This window comes from Roseateles sp. UC29_93, from assembly GCF_042695725.1.
Taxonomy (GTDB): Bacteria; Pseudomonadota; Gammaproteobacteria; order Burkholderiales; family Burkholderiaceae_C; genus Roseateles; species Roseateles noduli_A.
In genome coordinates this window covers 4418632-4435105 of the sequence record NZ_CP170545.1, presented here as the reverse complement: position 1 = coordinate 4435105, position 16474 = coordinate 4418632, and the positions used below count along the sequence as shown (strand labels likewise).

The window sequence follows — 16474 nt, the reverse complement described above, 5'->3', positions numbered from 1 at the left end:
AATCCAATACTTCGACCGTGTCCGGCTGTTTCCGATCAGCGGTCGGAAATACCCCCTCTCCCCCGCAATGACGGGGCCGGTCCGCACAAATGTTTTCAAACCTGTCAATTCTTCGCCCGAAAGAGGTAGGAGGATTCGCCACACGGTTTCCGACTTGATTCACCGTTCGTCGGATCGCCTTCACTCCCTTACACATCAAGGACTTTCGCCGCTCGTCGGCGTGAATGCACCGCTCGGGTGCCGTCGTCCCATATTCCAGCCACAGGAAAATAGGGAGTGCCGACGGCGACGTGATGTTTTGCAGTATTCGACACACTCCGACACCGCATCCGCATACTGCTTGTCACAGCGTGACTTTCCTGCTGTTCCTACATTCCGCCACTGGTTTCATGGTGGTTTTATCGCGAACAACAAGCCCGCACGCCCACCGGTGCGAGACAGCAGGAGTGATTGCACATGCGTACTGGACAAATCAAGGCGGTGGCGTTGGCCGCCGCGCTGCTGGCCGCGGGATCGCAGGCCCAGGCGGGCACGATCGTCGCGCCCTACTTCTTCACCTGGGGCTTCGGCAGCGGCGCGTACGGCATCAAGACGCTGAGCGAGGCGAAGTCCAAGGCCGGCATCGACGCCGTGACGCTGGCCTTCGGCGTGTCCGGCGGCGGCTGCACGGTCGGCGGCGGTCTGGAAACGACGATCAGCAACCCCAGCTTCCAAGCCGACATCAAGGCCTACATCAAGTCCGGCGGCCGGGTCATCCTGTCCCTGGGCGGCGCCAACGGCACCTACCTGGAATCGACCTGCTCGGTGAACGACCTGGTCGCGCAGCTGCGCCGCCTGATCGACGCGAACGGCACGCGTTCGATCGACTGGGACATCGAAGGCGGCCAGCTCGGCGACACGCGCCTGAACAACGTGCGCAACGCCGCGATCCAGCAGCTGCAGTCCATCTATCCGGACCTGTACACCTCGTTCACGCTGCCGGTCGTTCCCTACGTCAACGCCAACGACACCGGCGGCCTGCAGCGCGAGGCGGTCGAGCTGCTGCGCAGCGCCGTCAACGCCGGCGTGAAGATCAGCATCGTCAACCTGATGACGATGGACTACGGCGGCTACTACAGCAACGGCAAGCGCATGGGCGACCTGGCGGTCTCCGCCGCGACGCAGACGGTGGCGCAGCTCAAGCCGCTGTATCCCGGCAAGACCGATGCGCAGCTGTGGGCCATGATCGGCATCACGCCGATGATCGGCCAGAACGACGTGGCGTCCGAGGTCTTCACCCCGGCGGATGCCGTGACGGTGGCCAACTTCGCCAAACAGAAGGGCGTGGGCCTGCTGTCCTACTGGGCCGCGCAGCGCGACCGCGTCGGCAACGGCGCTCTCGGCGAGTACAGCCGCGCCAACACGCGCGACTTCGAGTACTGGCAGGCCTTCGCCGCGGCGAAGAGCGGCTCGCCCGCGCCTTCTCCGGCGCCGCAGCCGCCGGCGCCCGCGCCGTCGCCCACTCCTGCTCCGAGCCCGAGCCCTGCCCCGAGTCCTTCGCCCGCTCCCGCGCCAAACCCCGGCACCTGCGTGGCCTGGGCCGAAGGCAAGACCTTCACCGCCGGCCAGGTGGTCAGCTACCAGGGCAAGACCTACAAGGCGCTGGTGACGCACACCGCGTGGGTCGGCACCGGTTGGAACCCGGCCGCGACACCGTCGCTGTGGACGCCGACCTCGGCGAGCTGCAACGGCTCGCCGGCGCCTGCGCCCGCACCGACGCCCGCGCCTTCGCCGGCACCCTCGCCTTCTCCGGCCCCGTCGCCCTCGCCCGCGCCATCGCCGAGCCCCGCGCCGGCGCCCTCGCCCGGCGGCGCCCTGACGCTGCCCGAAGCGCTGAAGGCGACGCAGACGCGCCGCGTCTACGTCGGCTACTACCCGACCTGGAGCGACAACTGGTTCGACGCCACCGGCAAGTCGGCCAACGACGTCTACAAGGCCAGCAAGTTCGCGCGCACGCCGGCCACCTACACGCATGTGATGGTGTCCTTCGCGGATCCGGCCTTCTCGTGGGCGGGGCTGTCGGCCAACACCTTCTCGGGCACCGGCATCAACTTCAACGCGACGCCGCGTGACATCAAGGCCGCGATCGACGTGCTGCACCAGCGCAACCAGAAGGTCATCCTGGCCGTCGGCGGCGCGACCTACAACAACTGGGGCACGCTCGCCGCGGAAGGCGCGGCTGGCAACGGACCGACGATCAACGCGCTGGCGAAGATCCAGACGGAGCTCGGCTTCGACGGTCTCGACGTGGACTACGAGACCGACGGCGACGTGGACCGCTACGCCAACGTCATCAAGGCGCTGCGCCGCGCGGTGGACATCGCCGGCAACGGCCGCGTGCTGACGCTGGCCGGCTGGTCGACGGGCGCGGACTGCACGGCGGCGACCTCCGCCGACGCGTCCTGCGCGGGCAAGGTCTCGTTCTGGGGCGGCAACGCGGGCCGCGAGCGCGCGGTGGTGCGCAAGTTCCCGGCCGTGGCCAACATGCTCGACATGGTCAACGTGATGAGCTACGACGCGCGCTTCGAGAACTACGACGGCGTGACCGCGTACAACGACTACCGCTCGCTGTTCCCGGCCAAGACCATCGTGTCCATCGGCCTGGAGCCGGCGCCCGAGGGCTGGGCCGGCGGTCTGCTGGTGGTCAACGACGGCGACGCGCAGTGCACCGGTTCGCGCAACCTGAAGAGCCAGTACGGCGCCCCCCTCAACCAGCCGTACTCGGTGCAGCGCTATACCAACGCGGTGCTGAACGGCAGCGCGCCCCAACCGCAACGCGCGGGACGGCGCGATGCTGTGGGCCATCATCAAGACAGGGGGCGGCACCTGCGGCGCCGCGCCGCTGGCAACACCTGGCACCGTCGGCCAGAAGGTCGGCTCGACGTTCGGCCTCACAGCGGATCCGCTGCTGCAATCTTCCGAGTGGAAATAAGGAGCCTCCGTCATGAACCATCACTTTCCCGCCGCTCCGCGGCCACCGCGTGCTTCGAGTTTCCTGGCCACGCCCGCGCTGCTCGCGGTCGCCAGCGCCTGCCTGACCGCCTGCGGCGGCGGAGGCGGTGACGACGCCGGCAAGAGCGTCTTCGCGCAGTCCGCCGCTGCGGCGGCATCGGCCGCCTCCGACGCCGCCAGCGAGAACGCGCCCGACGCACGTGCCCTCGCCGCCGGCGCGGTCACCGTCGCGGCCGGCCTCTACACCATCGAGTCCGGCGAGTCCGGTCTCTGCCTGGACATCGCCGGCACCGTCGGCGCCAACGGCACGAAGCTGCAGCAGAACCGCTGTGGCACGCAGGCCTCGCAGCGCTTCGAGCTGCGCGCCGACACCGGCGGCAGCTATCGGCTGGTCAACGTCGCCAGCGGCAAGTCGCTGGACGTGACGGACGTCTCCACCGCCAACGGCGCGCTGATCCAGCAATGGGCAACGGCGCCGACGGACAACCAGCGCTTCCTGGTCGCGCCTTCCGCCGACGGCTACACGCTGAAGGCGCGCCACAGCGGCAAGTGCGTCGACGTGAAGGACCATTCGACGGCTGCCGGCGGTGCGATCCAGCAATGGGACTGCACCGGTGGCGCGAACCAGCGCTGGAAGCTGAAAGCGGTGGGCGCTCCGGCGCCCGCGCCATCGCCGGCGCCGGCTCCTTCGCCGGCTCCCGCTCCGGCACCTGCTCCCGCCCCGGCACCGGCCCCTGCGCCCGCTCCGGCACCTTCAGCCGGCCTGTCCGACCCGAAGGTCAAGGACATCGCCATGCAGATCGTCTCCAGCGCAGAGAACTCGTCACTCGACTGGAAGGCGCAGTACCGCTACATCCAGGACATCCGCGACGGCCGCGGCTACACGGCGGGCATCATCGGCTTCTGCTCCGGCACCGGCGACATGCTGGAGCTGGTCCAGTACTACAACTCGGTCAAGCCGGGCAACGTGCTCGCGAAGTACCTGAACGCGCTGCGATCGGTCAACGGCAGCGACTCGCATGCCGGCCTCGATCCCAACTTCCAGGGCGACTGGAAGACGGCCGCGAGCGACACGCTCTTCCAGCAGGCCCAGGACCACGAGCGCGACCGCGTCTACTTCAACCCCTCGGTGCAGCAGGCCAAGAACGACGGGCTGAAGGCGCTCGGCCAGTTCATCTACTACGACGCGATCGTGATGCACGGCCCGGGCAACAGCGGCGTGAGCTTCGGCGGGATCCGCAAGGCGGCGATGGCCAAGGCGAAGACGCCCGCGCAGGGCGGCAATGAGGTCACCTACCTCAACGCCTTCCTCGATGCGCGCGTGGCCGCGATGAAGACCGAAGAGGCGCACAGCGACGTCAGCCGCGTGGAGACCGCGCAGCGCGTGTGGCTCAAGGCGGGGAATCTGGACCTGAAGACACCGCTGAACTGGAAGGTGTACGGGGACAGCTACTCGATCAAATGAGCGCCATGCCCGCGTCAGCGCCGACCGACTTCGGAAGGCCAGGCGCGGGCTCTCCACGGGGCATGAGGGCTCCCTCCTGGACCCTCAAGCCCCATTCCGGCCCCACTGAGACCCGTGCACGCGGGCCTTGGCGATGAGGGGCTCAGGCCCGTCCGCGCCAGGGCACCAGGTGACGCTCGACGCGGCGCATCAGCAGATCGAAGGCCCAGGCCACGCCGCCGATGACCAGGATGCCCATCACGACGATGTCGGTGCGCAGGAAGTTGGAGGCGTTGAGCACCATCTGGCCGAGCCCGGAAGACGCGGCCACCATCTCGGCCGCGACCAGCGTGGTCCAGCCGAAACCGACCGCGATGCGCATGCCCACAAGGATCTCGGGCAACGCCGCCGGCAGCGCGACGTGGCGCAGCAGCTGCCAGCGGCTCGCGCCCATCGACAGCGCAGCCTGCAGTTGCTCCGGCGCAGCGCTGCGCATGCCGGAGCGCGCGGCCAATGCGAGCGGCGCGAAGCACGACAGGTAGATCAGCAGCACCTTCGGAATCTCGTCGATGCCGAACCAGATGATGATCAGCGGCAGATAGGCCAGCGGCGGCAGCGGGCGGTAGAACTCCAGCGGCGGATCGAGCAGCCCGCGCGCCCAACGCGACATGCCCATCGCCAGACCGATCGGGATCGCCGTCGCGCACGCCAGCACGAAGGCGCCCATCACGCGCGCCAGGCTGGCGGCCAGGTGCCGCCACAGCGGCAGGTCGTTGGCCTGGCCGGTGAGGTATTCGGCGAACTGTCGACCCACCGCCTGCGGCGACGGCAGGAACAAGGGCTTGACCCAACCCGCCGCGGTCACGAGCCACCACAGCAGCAGGAGCGCGGCGATCGTGCCGACACTGATCCATCGGGTGGAACCCTCCTCCAATCCGATGAAGCGACTGACCCGCGCGGCCGGCGCGGTCTTCGCCGGCGTCGCCGCCGCGCGCTCAGGCGGCGGCATGCCGCAGCTCCACGGGGGGGTCCTGGCGGACGCCCTGGACAGGGTCTTCACCGGGCTTGGCAGGCGCCGACAGCGGCGCGACGTGACGCCCATGCAACTGCGCGAGCACCTCCTCGCGCAACTCGATGAACTCGCGGCTGGACTTCTCCGCGCGCGCATCGCCGTGCGCGAGGAAGCGGCGCGAGAACGGCAGCGCGTCGAACTCGCGCACGATGCGGCCCGGGCCGGGGCTCATCAACACGAGCCGCGTGGCCATGAACAGCGCCTCCTCGACCGAGTGCGTGATGAAGAGCACCAGCTTGTCGGTCCGCTGCCAGACCCGCAGCAGCTGCTCCTGCACCTGCTCGCGCGTGAAGGCGTCGAGCGCACCGAGCGGCTCGTCCATCAGCAGCAGGGCCGGATCGCTGGCCAGCGCCCGCGCGATGCCCACGCGCTGCTGCATGCCGCCCGAGAGTTCCCAGATGCGGCGCGCGCCCTGCCCGGCGAGCCCGAGCAGGGAGAGGCATCGCTCGGCGGCCTCATGTCGCTCGGCCTTGCCGACACCGCGGATGCGCAGCGGCAAGGCCACGTTGTCGCGCACGTTCAGCCACGGCAGCAAGGCATGGCGCTGGAACACGACGCCACGATCGGCGCCCGGACCTTCGACCGGCTGGCCGTCGAGCAGGATCTCGCCGTCGCTCGGCGGCAGGAAGCCGGCCACGGCATGGAGCAGGCTGGTCTTGCCGCAGCCCGACGCGCCGAGCAGCACGACGAACTCGCTGCCGGCGACGCGCAGGTCCACCGGCGCAAGCGCCTGCACGGCGGCGCCGTCGGGGCCGGCGTAGCGGATCTCGAGTCCGCGCAGTTCGAGCGTCGTCATCGTTGGGCGTCGTCTTCGGCGCCTCAGCGCGCCGCCAGCGCCTTCTTCACGTACTCACCGGTGACGAAGGCGCCGTAGTCCGGCTTGAGCTCCTGCACCCGGCCCTGCTCCTTGAGGAAGGCCGCGGTGTTGGCCAGCGCCTTCGCGGCGCCGCCGCCCAGCCACTGGGGCGAGAGCTGTTCCTGCGGCGTCGGGAAGCGGTAGAGCGCGATGGCGGCGGGCACGTCCTTCGGATCGGCCTTGCTCCACTTCGCGATCGCGCGGACCTCCGGCGTGTCGGGCGTCCAGCGCGCGCCCTGGGTGCGGTACGTCGCGTCGGCGCGCGACAGCGCCTGCACCAGCGCGACGACGAAGGCCTCGTGCTTCGCCGCCCATTGCGCGTTGACGACGAGTCCGTCGAAGGTCGGATGGCCCTTGCGGCCGATGCTGCCGGAGGTCGCGATGACCTTGCCGCTGGCCTTGATGCGGGCCAGCGCCGGATCCCAGACGAAGGCGGCGTCGATGTCGCCGCGCTCCCAGGCGGCGGCGACCTCGGGCGGACGCAGGTTGACGATCTGCACGTCCTTCGGGTCGACGCCTTCCAGCTTCAGCCCCACCAGCAGCTGGTAGTGCGAGGTGCTGACGAAGGGCGTCGCGACCTTCTTGCCCTTCAGGTCCTTCCACGACTGGATGCCGCTGCCGTTGCGGGCCACGAGCGCCTCGGCGTCGGCGATGTCGTCCAGGATCCAGAACAGGCGCAGGTCCTGACCCTGGCTCGCGGCGGCGGCGATCGGACTGGAGCCGGCCTCGCCGATCTGCACGTCGCCGGAGGCCATCGCGCGGATGACGTCGCCGCCGCCGCCGAACTGCCGCCACTGGATCTTGTAGCCGGTGCTCTTCTCCAGCTCGCCGGACTCGATCAGCGTGCGCAGCGGCACCAGCATGTCCTGATAGGCGAAGGTGACCTCGCGCGTCTGCGCCCACGCGCTGGAGGACAGCGCCAACGCACCCGCCAATGCGCCGTTCAACCCGGCAGTCAACACGCGGATCCAAGATCGTTTCATCGCATTCCCTTGAAGTCGGAGAGCTCGCCCCGTCCATTTGTCTATCCGTCGATCGGTCGGTCGATCAGTCGATCGGTCGACCGGACGGACGAGCCCGTGATGCCGCAAGCGGCGCTGGCCGGGATTCTGGGCAGCGCCGCCCCAGCGCCCAAGGAAGTCGTCCGCATCTGCATATGCGGCATGCGTCCAAGCGGCACTGGCGCGACAGGCGCGCAGGTGGTTAGGCTCTCGCCTCCTACTGGAGTCCCGCCTTGCTGAAGATCCTTTCGTATGTCGTTCTCGTCGTGCTGCTGGCGCTGGTCGCGCTGGCGGCGATCGCGTGGTGGTCGCTGCGCGCGCCCGACCTGCCCGCCGAGCAGCTGGAGCGCGAGTTCCAGACACCTCATGAGCACTACGTCGAGGTCAGCCCCGGCCTGCGGCTGCACTACCGCGACGAAGGGCCGGCCGACGCGCCGGTCCTGCTGCTGCTCCACGGCTACGGCGATTCCTATGCGACCTGGGAAGGCTGGTCGCCGGTGCTGCGCGAGAAGTGGCGCGTCATCAGCCTGGACCTGCCCGGCCACGGCCTGACGGCCGCGCCGGCGGGCTTCGTGCTCGATGGCAACGCCTTCACCGCGATCGTGCTGGGCTTCGCCGACAAGATCGGGGTGAAGCGCTTCGCGGTGGCGGGCAACTCGATGGGCGGCGGCGTGGCGTGGAAGCTCGCGCTGGCGGCGCCGGAGCGCGTGCAGGCGCTGGTGCTGGTGTCCGCGGCCGGTTGGCCCAGCGATGCCACCGGCGCAAGTCCTTCACTCGCCTTCCGCCTGCTGCAATACAAGTGGGGCCGCGACCTGCTCGCCAGCATCGACAACCGTCCGCTGATCAAGCAAGGCCTGACCGCGCAGGTCCACGACAAGGCGCTCATCACCGACGCGGTGATCGACCGCTGGGCCCGCTACCAGCGCTATCCGGGCCATCGGGACATCCTGATGTCGGCCTCGCCCGCGAGTCATGCGACGGCGACCAAGGAGCTGCTCGCCACCGTGAAGGTGCCGACGCTGGTGCTGCACGGCGACTACGACCCGCTGATCCCGGTCGAGCACTCGCGCCGCTTCGCCGCGGCGATCCCTGGCGCGAAGCTGATCGTCTATCCGAACGTGGGTCACCTGCCGCAGCGGGAGATTCCGGAGCAGTCGGCGAAGGATGTGGGGGAGTTCCTCGCGGCGTGGCGGTGATTTGAGGAGACCGGTTCGGAAACACGGATTGCTCTAAGGTCGCCACCGATAAACTCTATCGCCATGCCCCCTTCGACACTCGATGCATGACGATCGCTCGCAGACTCGCCGGGATAGCGCTGGGCGTTTTTGCCGTTCGCGTTGGTGTTGCACTCGATGGCGACCGCGACGCTCCCCGCCTCTTTTTCCTGGACCGCCTTGGGCCTGGCGACTCTCGCATTGGTGTTCGCGCTCTTCAACATCTGGCTTGCGTTCGGCCGGCCGTTGTACTTGAGCTGGCGGCATCCACAGTTTGAGCATCGACACGTCTCCGGCATTCCCGTTGTCGGCAACGTGATCGCCGTCATGGCCGTCATCGTGGGCTCGGGCACCTTGGGTACATCGCTCCTCGCGCTCCTGGCCATCCTCGTCGACATCGGCGGACTGCCGTGGTTCGTGATCTTCACGTGGCGCGACCAGACGCTTTGGGAACCGCGATGAGCAGCATCACTTCAACGCGCGCGCCGTTGATCGACCCCGCCGGCCGCCCGCACATCAAGTGCCTCAAATGTCGAGCCGTCGTCGTGTGGCCCTCGGACCTGAGGGAGGAAGATGCGGCCCTGCTTGGCGCACTCGCTCAACGGGATCGCCTGGAGGCTTCGAAGCATGCCGAGATGCTGCTCGGCCTCGAACCGCGAGCGGCGAAAGCCCTGGCCCTTCATCTCGCGGTGGACAACGCCTGCCACAAGTGCGGGCGTGGGGTGCCGAAAGGCGTGTCTTTGTGTGAATGCCGCTCGGCCAACATCAACTGGTAAAGAGCGGTCCATGAATCCTGAGATGAGCGTGATGCAGCTCGACGGAGCCCGCATCACCCGGTGGACGGGCCGGGAGATGGCACTCGACGGCGGCAATGACGTGGTGACGGACGACACAGTGCGGAACTCCGGCCCAAGAGATCGATGAAGTGCAAGCTCTGCGACCGGCTGCTCGGCCAGCCCGACGATCCGCTGTCAACCGACTGCGGCGGTGACTGTTGGGGATGTGTCGGCGAGATCGAAGCCCGCATGGGCGACCCGCAATCGCTGGATAAAGTACGAGACGAGTCCGCCCGTGGTTTGCGCCCAAGCTGGACCGATCCCGACCACTGAATGTCAGCACCCCAGGACCGCATGAACCGCTTCATTCGACCCCTGTCTTCTCTCGCTTGCCACCGTCGGGTGCGATGCCTCGCGTGGAGCGTCGGATTGATCGCTGCGGTCACGGCAGTCAACGCGGCGGATCCCCCACTCGCGCCGCCCGGCGTGATGCTGCAACAGGGCGAGTGGCGCGGCTCCGTCGGCAGCTACGAGGTGCCCGCTCCGTTCGACAAGATCCCCGCCGCGCAGTGGCCGATGGACGGGTGGGTGGCGATGCGCGTCGACGCCAAGGCCGCCACGATGACGCTGACGCTGCTCCCGACGAACGAGGCGAAAACCGTGTTCAAGCCCATCCTCGCGCATCGACAGATCGCCGAGCAGCAACAGGAGATCGAGCTGGACGATCGGGGTGGCGCTTCCGACGACGGGGATCTCTACGTTCGACTTCCCGGCTCGCGACTGAAAGCGGGCGTCGTGCCGCTGCATCGGTTCAAGAACGGCACGACGCGCCTGGTGCCGGAACTTGGCCATCGCTTCCAGCTCAAACTCGCCGAACTGTCCTATGCCTTCACGCTGCAGAACGGCTTGCGGACCGCCGATGGCCGTCCGTATGGCGAGGGCACGCAGTTCACGTTGGAGATCGAAGGCCAACGGTATGAATACGATCTCGGCGGCTATGGATGGGACGTGACCATCGAGGCGCTGGGCGATTTCGACGGTGACGGTCGGCCGGACTTCCTGTTCCACCTCAACGGCCCGAACTCGTCCCATGAGGCCTTGGTGCTGTCGAGCCGGGCCCGGCCAGGAAAGAACCCGCCGACGACCTATCTGACGGCGTTCGGCTGCTGATGCTCCGTGCGCAACTCTTCTTCTTCGTGCCGCTCGCGATCGCAATGATCGGCCTGGCCTGGTTTGACATGCGCAGGTCCACGCTCCTGGCGTACGGCGCCGCTTCGATGGCCATACTGCTCGCGTCGGCCACATTGCTCTACGTCACGATGCGGGCGGTCACGCCCAACGACGGCCTGATTCACTTCCCGACGCTTGCCGCGGCGTATGCCGTTCCCTTGCTAGGCGCGTCCGTCCTCATGCGGACGCTGCTACGAGGCTGGTCCTTGCCGGGAAAGATCGCCGCGGGATTGACCCTCTCGGCTTTCTCCGGCGCGATGGCCCCGGTGCTTCTCCTGATCGCGGCATGCGCGGTGCAGGGGCAATGTTTGTGAGCAACGATCGATCGCGCATGTCCGACGACCACGTCCCCGACACCTATCGCGTCTTCGCCGAAGCGCTCGCCATCCTCGCCTCCACAGCCGAGGAGCAATGCGAATCCGTCAGCGACTTCAATGTCGCCTGGGAGCTCAAGGACGAGGTGCAAGCCGGTCAGTACCTCGTTGGAAAGGGCCATCTCGACGCCGAGCAGGAAGCCTGGATCTTGGCCCTCGTGTGCGCGCTCGACGCGGTGCCCGCGACGACGCTGCCAGCGGGCTCAGGCCGGGCGTCGAACCTCGCTGCCATGCAGCACCCGGCCTGGATTCCGCTTCGTGTCCTCGCGCGTCACGCGCTGGAGGCGTTGCCCCCAACGCTGCTCACGCCGAAGGACGCGTCGCCGCCACCAGATCGCGAACGTACTCGTCGATCGTGACGCGGCCCTTGACGGACACCTCGGGCAGATCGAGGCCATCCAGCGTGGCGCCGGTCATCCGCGCATAGGACTCCGCCGCCGCCTGCGAGAACCCCAGTCCGCGGAACGACGCCTCCCACTGCTCCCGCGGCGTGACGACCGCTCGTCGTCCCTGCCTGAACACCGCGCGCATGGCATCCGGATCGTTCACGTCCGCCAGCGCGACCTGCGCGCCGGTCCCTTCCCATCGCCACGCGTGCCCCGGGTCATGCGTCACGACGATGACGTCCTGCTCATCGCGCAGCAAGGCCTTCACCACCTCGGATCCCACATGCCCGAATGCACCCATGATGATCAACATCGTCGTGTTCCTTTCCGGCGGCCCTCCACCGTGGAGCGGCCCGATCCGATCGGGGCAAACGTGTTGCCCGGCATGAGGCCGATCCTGTCGCCGCTGTCCACACGCCCCCCTAGCTTGATCCCCGACTCCCGCGCCGCCTCCCTAGTTCCAGCGTTGCCCGCCCTGCCCTCCCCGGCGCATCTTTGCGCCCTCGCAATCACAGCCGTCGCGCTGTTCAAAGGGGAGTTCACATGGGCAGTATCGGAATCGAATGGGTGCGCCAGTACCACGGGCTGGCGTCCGACCTCACCAACACCAAGCCTCAGGCCGAGGGGTTCTACAACACGCTCAGCGCCACGCGCCGCTTTCAGTGGGGCGACGACCTCGCGTGGGACCGCGACTTCGAGCAGCAGGGCGTCGGCTCGCCGGCCTCGGGCTCCGACACGATCTGGGCCGACAACGTCGACATGGTGTTCTTCTCCGGCCACGGCTCGCCGGGCGGCTTCCACTTCGGCGTCAAGATCGACGACGCGCTCGCCCGGCCCACCGAGATCCGCTGGGGCGACCAGGACCTCGAATGGATCGCGCTGGACGCCTGCAACGTGCTGGAGGAAAGCGGCGTGTTCAGCCGCTGGGGATGGCCGGTCTTCAAGGGCCTGCATTACATCCTCGGCTTCCACACCACCACCTCCGACGAGGCCGACCGCGGCCGCATCCTCGCGCAGTACCTGAACAACGGCGAGACCGTCCGCCGCGCCTGGATCAAGGCCTGTCAGGACACCGAGGGCTCGGACACGCAATGGGCCTACCTGCGCGCCGACGCCGAAGGCACCGACACCTACAACGACCACTGGTGGGGCAAGGGCAGCGTCTCGGCGGATCCGGACAGCCCCAACGTCCTCTACTACGCCCGCGGCGCCTGCTGAGTTCAAGGAGTACGAGATGAGTGTGAAGATCCAGTTTCCCGACCTGCCGCGCGTGAACCGCGAGCTGCCCGTGTATGCGGCCCTGCCGCCCACCTGGACACCGGACAAGGTCGCCCGCCTGGCCGCGCGCTTCGACATGAAGGGCGATGTCGCCGATGCCGGCGCGTGGTACGTCTGCCGCAACGAGACCTCGGCGCTCGAGGTCTACCAGGCCAGCCACTCGCTGCGCATCGAGCGCCTGGACATCGATGCGGAAGGCCGCCACCTGGTGCTCGATCCGCCCGATCGCGAGCGCGCGCTCGAGACGGCCAAGCGCGTGATGGCGATGATCGGCGACGAATACGCACGGCCGGACGTCCACTCGGTGACCGAGCTGTCAGTGCTCCAGGCCACGCGAGACAAGCGCGAGGGCGAACGCAAGGTGGTCGGCCTGCAGGTCAACTACCGCTACGCGCTTGACGGATTGCCGCTCGTGGGACCGGGCGCCAAGGCCCAGGTCACCGTCGCGGCGGACGGGCAGATGATGCAGGCCTACCGCTTCGCCCGGGCGGTCGAGCGCATCGGCGCGCGGGCCAGCGTCGAGCCCGAGGAGGCGATGCGCCGCTTCGCCGCCAGCGAGGCGCTGGCCCGGCTGGACGAACGCGCCAGGGTGACCGTGGCCTCGGTGGAACTGGGCCTGCTCGCCATCCCGCCCACCGAAGTGCAGAGCGTGCTCGTGCCCACGTACGTGCTGCGCGGCGAGGTGAACACCGAGCAGTTGCCGCGCTACGAGTTCATCGCGTACGTGGCGGCCACCGAGCTCGGCGAGGCGGATGCCAAGCGCAAGCGCTGGCAACAGGTGCGGCCGAGTCTGTTGACGGCCTGAAAGGAAATCGCCGCCGGTGTTGCGCAGTCGATGCGCAAGCCGGCGGCGACGGAGGAGCCGAATGCCTTCAGCTCAACGGTGATCCCATCAGATCTTCATCGCCGCCGCGATGCTGTCATGCGCGGCCTTGTTCATGCGGATGTCGAAGGGCAGGAAGGTGAGCCGGTCGACGGCCGTGGCGCCGCTCGGATTCGACACGTAGTAGCTGCCGCCCAGCAGCGTGCCGTCCTTGATCAGCGCGCCGGTGTAGACGTTGCCGTTGAGCTCGAAGTAGATGCGGTACTGGACCGTCGAGCTCAGCGTCGCCGACTGCGGACGCGGATTCGTCGCCACCCAGACCGGCACGCCGTCGACGGTGCGGACCGCGCCGTTGGCCAGGACGTAGGTCGTGCCGTCGCTGTTGGACACGATGCCGGCGGTCATCGCGGCCGTCAGCGTCATGCCCGTGCGGCACGGCGTGACCGCGGCGCCGGTGGTCGCCGTCGTGCAGTCGAAGGCGTTGTAGCGGTCGCCCTTGTTGGTCTGCGCGAACTTGACGTAACTCGATCCCGCCGCATAGGTGGCCGCGGCGTTGAGCACGCCCGCGTTCGAGAAGAACGAGTTGTGGAAATGCGCGAAGTCAGCCGGTGTCGCGGCGATGGTGCCGGTCAGCGGCACGGTCACGTAGTTGCTGCGGATCTCCGAGAACGCCACCGTGGTGTTGTCCGCGGCGAGCGAGTCGACGCGCACGTCGCTGTTCACGTAGCTCACCTTGTTCGACCCTGCGGTAGCCGGCACGACGAGAACGACGCCGATTCTTGAGCACCCGCGTCGGTCCCGGCGAGGGAAGCGCCAAGGTGCTCGTGATGTTGTGAGGGGCGCTCTGCGCGTTGATCTGCGGACCGTTGGTCAACGGCGACGCTGTCAGCACGCCGAAGTCCGAGTAGGCGTAGTTCGTGACATTGATCTGCGGACCCGAGTAGTTGAGGTTCCAGTGCAGGAAGTAGCTGCCCGCGCTGGGGGCCAGGATCAGGTTCTCGAAGGCCTGCTGGTTGGCGCTCAGTTGCAGCGTCAGCTGCGCGGCCGAGCTCGTGACGCTGCCGGACGAGTTCGTCACCACGACCGTGTACTTCGCGCCGCTGTCCGCGGACGTGACGGCCGGCGTCTGGTACGACGCGGACGTGGCGCCCGCGATGGCCACGCCGTTCTTCTGCCATTGATAGCCGAGACCGCTGCCCGTGGCCACGACCGTGAACATCGTCGTGCCGTCGGTGAGCACAGTGGCGTTCATCGGCTGCGTGGCGATGACGGGCGCCGGGCCGTCGTCGGAACCGCCACCGCCGCAGGCCGCGACGATGACCGACAGGGCTGCCAATGCGGCAGCGTTCTTGCGCTTCACTGAGACCATGGGGTCCTCCTCCCGTTGAAATCGACTGCCTGGCGGTCCATCGACGGGACCGCTCCGGCGTTTTGCGGCGGCGAGTATAGGAGGCGGATATCGCCCATTCCGCGAGCCGGGCGCGCACTATTTCTCTTTGTTTTTCTCTTTGTTTTGCGTGTGTGAAGTGAGAGCCGCGTTCCTCAGCGCCGTCGCGGGCGCAGTCATCGGACGGCTGCTCGTCGACGGACGCGAGCGCGAGGTCTACTCCGACGGCAACGGCGGCCGGTACTGGGTCGATGAGGACGGTCGGCGTCGCCCGGTCCGCTGACCCGGGTCGTCAGCTACCGCGCGGGCGTCGCCAGACCGGGAAGGATCTCGAAAAGTCGCCCGTGCGCCTGGTAGTACGGAATGCCGGTCATCAGGAGCATGGGGAACAGCACAGCGGCAATGCCCCAGAAGATGATCGCGCCGAGCAGTGCCCGGCGCCATGCGTTCAGGGGCGGCGTGCCGAAGGCGCCCCCATCAGATCTTCATCGCCGCCGCGATGCTGTCATGCGCGGCCTTGTTCATGCGGATGTCGAAGGGCAGGAAGGTGAGCCGCTGGGTGACCGTGGTGCCGGCCGGATTCGACACGTAGTAGCTGTCGCCCATCAGCGCGCCGTCCTTGGTCAGTCCGCCGGTGTAGACGTTGCCGTTCAGCTCGAAGTAGACGCGGTACTGGACCGTCGAGGTCATCGTGGCCGACTGCGGACGCGGATTGGTCGCCACCCAGACCGACACGCCGTCGACCGTGCTGATGGTGCCGTTGGCCAGGCGATACGTGGTGCCGTCGCTGTTGGACGTGATGCCCGCAGTGAGCGCGGCCGTCAGCGTCGTGGCGGTGCGGCACGGCGTGATGTTGGTGCCGGTGGTCGCCGTCGTGCAGTCGAAGGCGTTGTAGCGGTCGCCCTTGTTGGTCTGGTCGAACTTGAGGTAGGCCGCGCCGGGCAGATACGTCGCGGTAGCGTCGAGCACGTTCGCGTTCGAGAAGAACGAGTTGTGGAAGTGCGCGAAGTCCGCCGGCGCCGACTTGACGAGGCCGGTCAGCGCCACGGTTTCGTAGTTGCTGCGAACCTCGGAGAACACCACGGTGACGCCGTCCGCGGCGAGCGAGTCCACGCGCACGTCGTCGCCGACGTACGACACCGTGCTCGACCTGCTCGCGACCAGCACGGCGCCGTTCTTCAGCACGCGCGTGGCGCCCGGCGTGGGCAGCGCCAGTGTGCTGGTGATGTTGTGGGGAGCGCTCTGCGGGCTGGGCTGCGGACCGCTCGTCAACGGCGACGCCGTCAGCAGGCCGAAGTCCGAATACGCGTAGCTCACGCCGGCGGTCTGCGCGCCGGAGTAGTTCAGGTTCCAGTGCAGGAAATAGCTGCCCTCGGCAGGTGCCAGGATGAAGCTTTCGAAGATCTGCTGGTTGGCGCTGAGCGTCGTCGGCACCGACGAGGCCCGGGCGACCGAGTCCGGACCGGCGTCGCCACCGCCGCCGCAGGCCGCGACGATGAGGGTCGAGATCGCCGCCAGAATGGCGGCATGCGTGCGCTTCGCTGAAATCATGGGTTCCTCCCCGTTGAAAGATCGGTCGCCGAAGTCCTCTGAACGGGACCGCTTTGGCGTGATGGGCGCGGAGTATAGGAGGGAGTCGTGC

The 16474-nt window shown here is 68.0% G+C and carries 19 protein-coding genes; 13 read left to right on the top strand and 6 right to left on the bottom strand.

Going from position 1 to position 16474, the window contains the following annotated elements; genetic code table 11:
- The first annotated feature begins 456 nt into the window (after positions 1-456).
- Entirely contained in the window at positions 457-3102 is a 2646-nt protein-coding gene (locus tag ACFJIX_RS20730; protein WP_377154415.1) for a glycosyl hydrolase family 18 protein, read from the top strand.
- On the top strand, positions 2984-4456 hold the full coding sequence (locus ACFJIX_RS20725) for a chitosanase (RefSeq protein WP_377154412.1): 1473 nt from the start codon (positions 2984-2986) through the stop codon (positions 4454-4456). The genes ACFJIX_RS20730 and ACFJIX_RS20725 overlap by 119 nt, the downstream gene beginning before the upstream one ends.
- A 142-nt stretch (positions 4457-4598) precedes the next feature.
- Here ACFJIX_RS20725 and ACFJIX_RS20720 read toward each other — a convergent pair whose 3' ends face one another.
- The 3 genes from ACFJIX_RS20720 to tauA are packed head-to-tail and all read right to left on the bottom strand — an operon-like array spanning position 4599 to position 7346.
- Positions 4599-5444, bottom strand: a complete 846-nt coding sequence (locus tag ACFJIX_RS20720) for an ABC transporter permease subunit (protein WP_377154408.1) — start codon at positions 5442-5444, stop codon at positions 4599-4601.
- Positions 5431-6303, bottom strand: a complete 873-nt coding sequence (locus ACFJIX_RS20715; protein WP_377154405.1) for a taurine ABC transporter ATP-binding protein — start codon at positions 6301-6303, stop codon at positions 5431-5433. The genes ACFJIX_RS20720 and ACFJIX_RS20715 overlap by 14 nt, the downstream gene beginning before the upstream one ends.
- 23 nt (positions 6304-6326) lie before the next feature.
- Positions 6327-7346: a taurine ABC transporter substrate-binding protein gene (gene tauA / locus ACFJIX_RS20710; protein WP_377154402.1), complete on the bottom strand. Its 1020-nt coding sequence runs from the start codon at positions 7344-7346 to the stop codon at positions 6327-6329.
- A 251-nt stretch (positions 7347-7597) separates the two neighbouring features.
- Between tauA and ACFJIX_RS20705 the strand changes: the two genes are divergently transcribed.
- The 8 genes from ACFJIX_RS20705 (at position 7598) to ACFJIX_RS20670 (ending at position 11317) form a co-directional block, all read left to right on the top strand.
- Positions 7598-8560 carry an alpha/beta fold hydrolase gene (locus ACFJIX_RS20705; RefSeq protein WP_377154400.1) on the top strand — a complete coding sequence of 321 codons (963 nt, stop codon included), beginning with the start codon at positions 7598-7600 and terminating at the stop codon, positions 8558-8560.
- A 156-nt stretch (positions 8561-8716) separates the two neighbouring features.
- Entirely contained in the window at positions 8717-9040 is a 324-nt protein-coding gene (locus tag ACFJIX_RS20700; protein ID WP_377154398.1) for a hypothetical protein, read from the top strand.
- Positions 9037-9354, top strand: a complete 318-nt coding sequence (locus ACFJIX_RS20695; protein WP_377154395.1) for a hypothetical protein — start codon at positions 9037-9039, stop codon at positions 9352-9354. Before ACFJIX_RS20700 ends, ACFJIX_RS20695 begins: the two co-directional genes overlap by 4 nt.
- 10 nt (positions 9355-9364) lie before the next feature.
- Positions 9365-9502: a hypothetical protein gene (locus ACFJIX_RS20690; RefSeq protein ID WP_377154393.1), complete on the top strand. Its 138-nt coding sequence runs from the start codon at positions 9365-9367 to the stop codon at positions 9500-9502.
- The gene (locus tag ACFJIX_RS20685; RefSeq protein WP_377154390.1) at positions 9499-9687 is read left to right on the top strand and encodes a hypothetical protein; all 189 of its coding nucleotides are present in this window, start codon (positions 9499-9501) and stop codon (positions 9685-9687) included. The genes ACFJIX_RS20690 and ACFJIX_RS20685 overlap by 4 nt, the downstream gene beginning before the upstream one ends.
- A 96-nt stretch (positions 9688-9783) precedes the next feature.
- On the top strand, positions 9784-10524 hold the full coding sequence (locus tag ACFJIX_RS20680) for a hypothetical protein (protein WP_377154387.1): 741 nt from the start codon (positions 9784-9786) through the stop codon (positions 10522-10524).
- Positions 10524-10898, top strand: coding sequence for a hypothetical protein (locus ACFJIX_RS20675; RefSeq protein WP_377154384.1), 375 nt, complete (start codon positions 10524-10526; stop codon positions 10896-10898). The genes ACFJIX_RS20680 and ACFJIX_RS20675 overlap by 1 nt, the downstream gene beginning before the upstream one ends.
- 17 nt (positions 10899-10915) lie before the next feature.
- Positions 10916-11317 carry a hypothetical protein gene (locus ACFJIX_RS20670; RefSeq protein WP_377154381.1) on the top strand — a complete coding sequence of 134 codons (402 nt, stop codon included), beginning with the start codon at positions 10916-10918 and terminating at the stop codon, positions 11315-11317.
- Here ACFJIX_RS20670 and ACFJIX_RS20665 read toward each other — a convergent pair.
- Entirely contained in the window at positions 11262-11657 is a 396-nt protein-coding gene (locus tag ACFJIX_RS20665; protein ID WP_377154379.1) for an NAD(P)H-binding protein, read from the bottom strand. The two genes, ACFJIX_RS20670 and ACFJIX_RS20665, sit on opposite strands and share 56 nt — an antisense overlap.
- Positions 11658-11887: 230 nt before the next feature.
- Between ACFJIX_RS20665 and ACFJIX_RS20660 the strand changes: the two genes are divergently transcribed.
- The gene (locus ACFJIX_RS20660) at positions 11888-12562 is read left to right on the top strand and encodes a DUF6345 domain-containing protein (protein ID WP_377154377.1); all 675 of its coding nucleotides are present in this window, start codon (positions 11888-11890) and stop codon (positions 12560-12562) included.
- Between the two features lie 16 nt (positions 12563-12578).
- The gene (locus tag ACFJIX_RS20655) at positions 12579-13427 is read left to right on the top strand and encodes a hypothetical protein (protein WP_377154374.1); all 849 of its coding nucleotides are present in this window, start codon (positions 12579-12581) and stop codon (positions 13425-13427) included.
- 619 nt (positions 13428-14046) lie between these two features.
- Here ACFJIX_RS20655 and ACFJIX_RS20650 read toward each other — a convergent pair.
- The gene (locus ACFJIX_RS20650; RefSeq protein WP_377154372.1) at positions 14047-14814 is read right to left on the bottom strand and encodes a hypothetical protein; all 768 of its coding nucleotides are present in this window, start codon (positions 14812-14814) and stop codon (positions 14047-14049) included.
- Between the two features lie 157 nt (positions 14815-14971).
- On the opposite strand from ACFJIX_RS20650, the gene ACFJIX_RS20645 reads away from it, so the two are divergent.
- Entirely contained in the window at positions 14972-15115 is a 144-nt protein-coding gene (locus ACFJIX_RS20645) for a hypothetical protein (protein WP_377154369.1), read from the top strand.
- Positions 15116-15309: 194 nt separating this feature from the next.
- Here the strand turns inward: ACFJIX_RS20645 and ACFJIX_RS20640 are convergent, their stop codons facing one another.
- Positions 15310-16383 carry a hypothetical protein gene (locus ACFJIX_RS20640; protein ID WP_377154367.1) on the bottom strand — a complete coding sequence of 358 codons (1074 nt, stop codon included), beginning with the start codon at positions 16381-16383 and terminating at the stop codon, positions 15310-15312.
- Between the last annotated feature and the right edge of the window lie 91 nt (positions 16384-16474).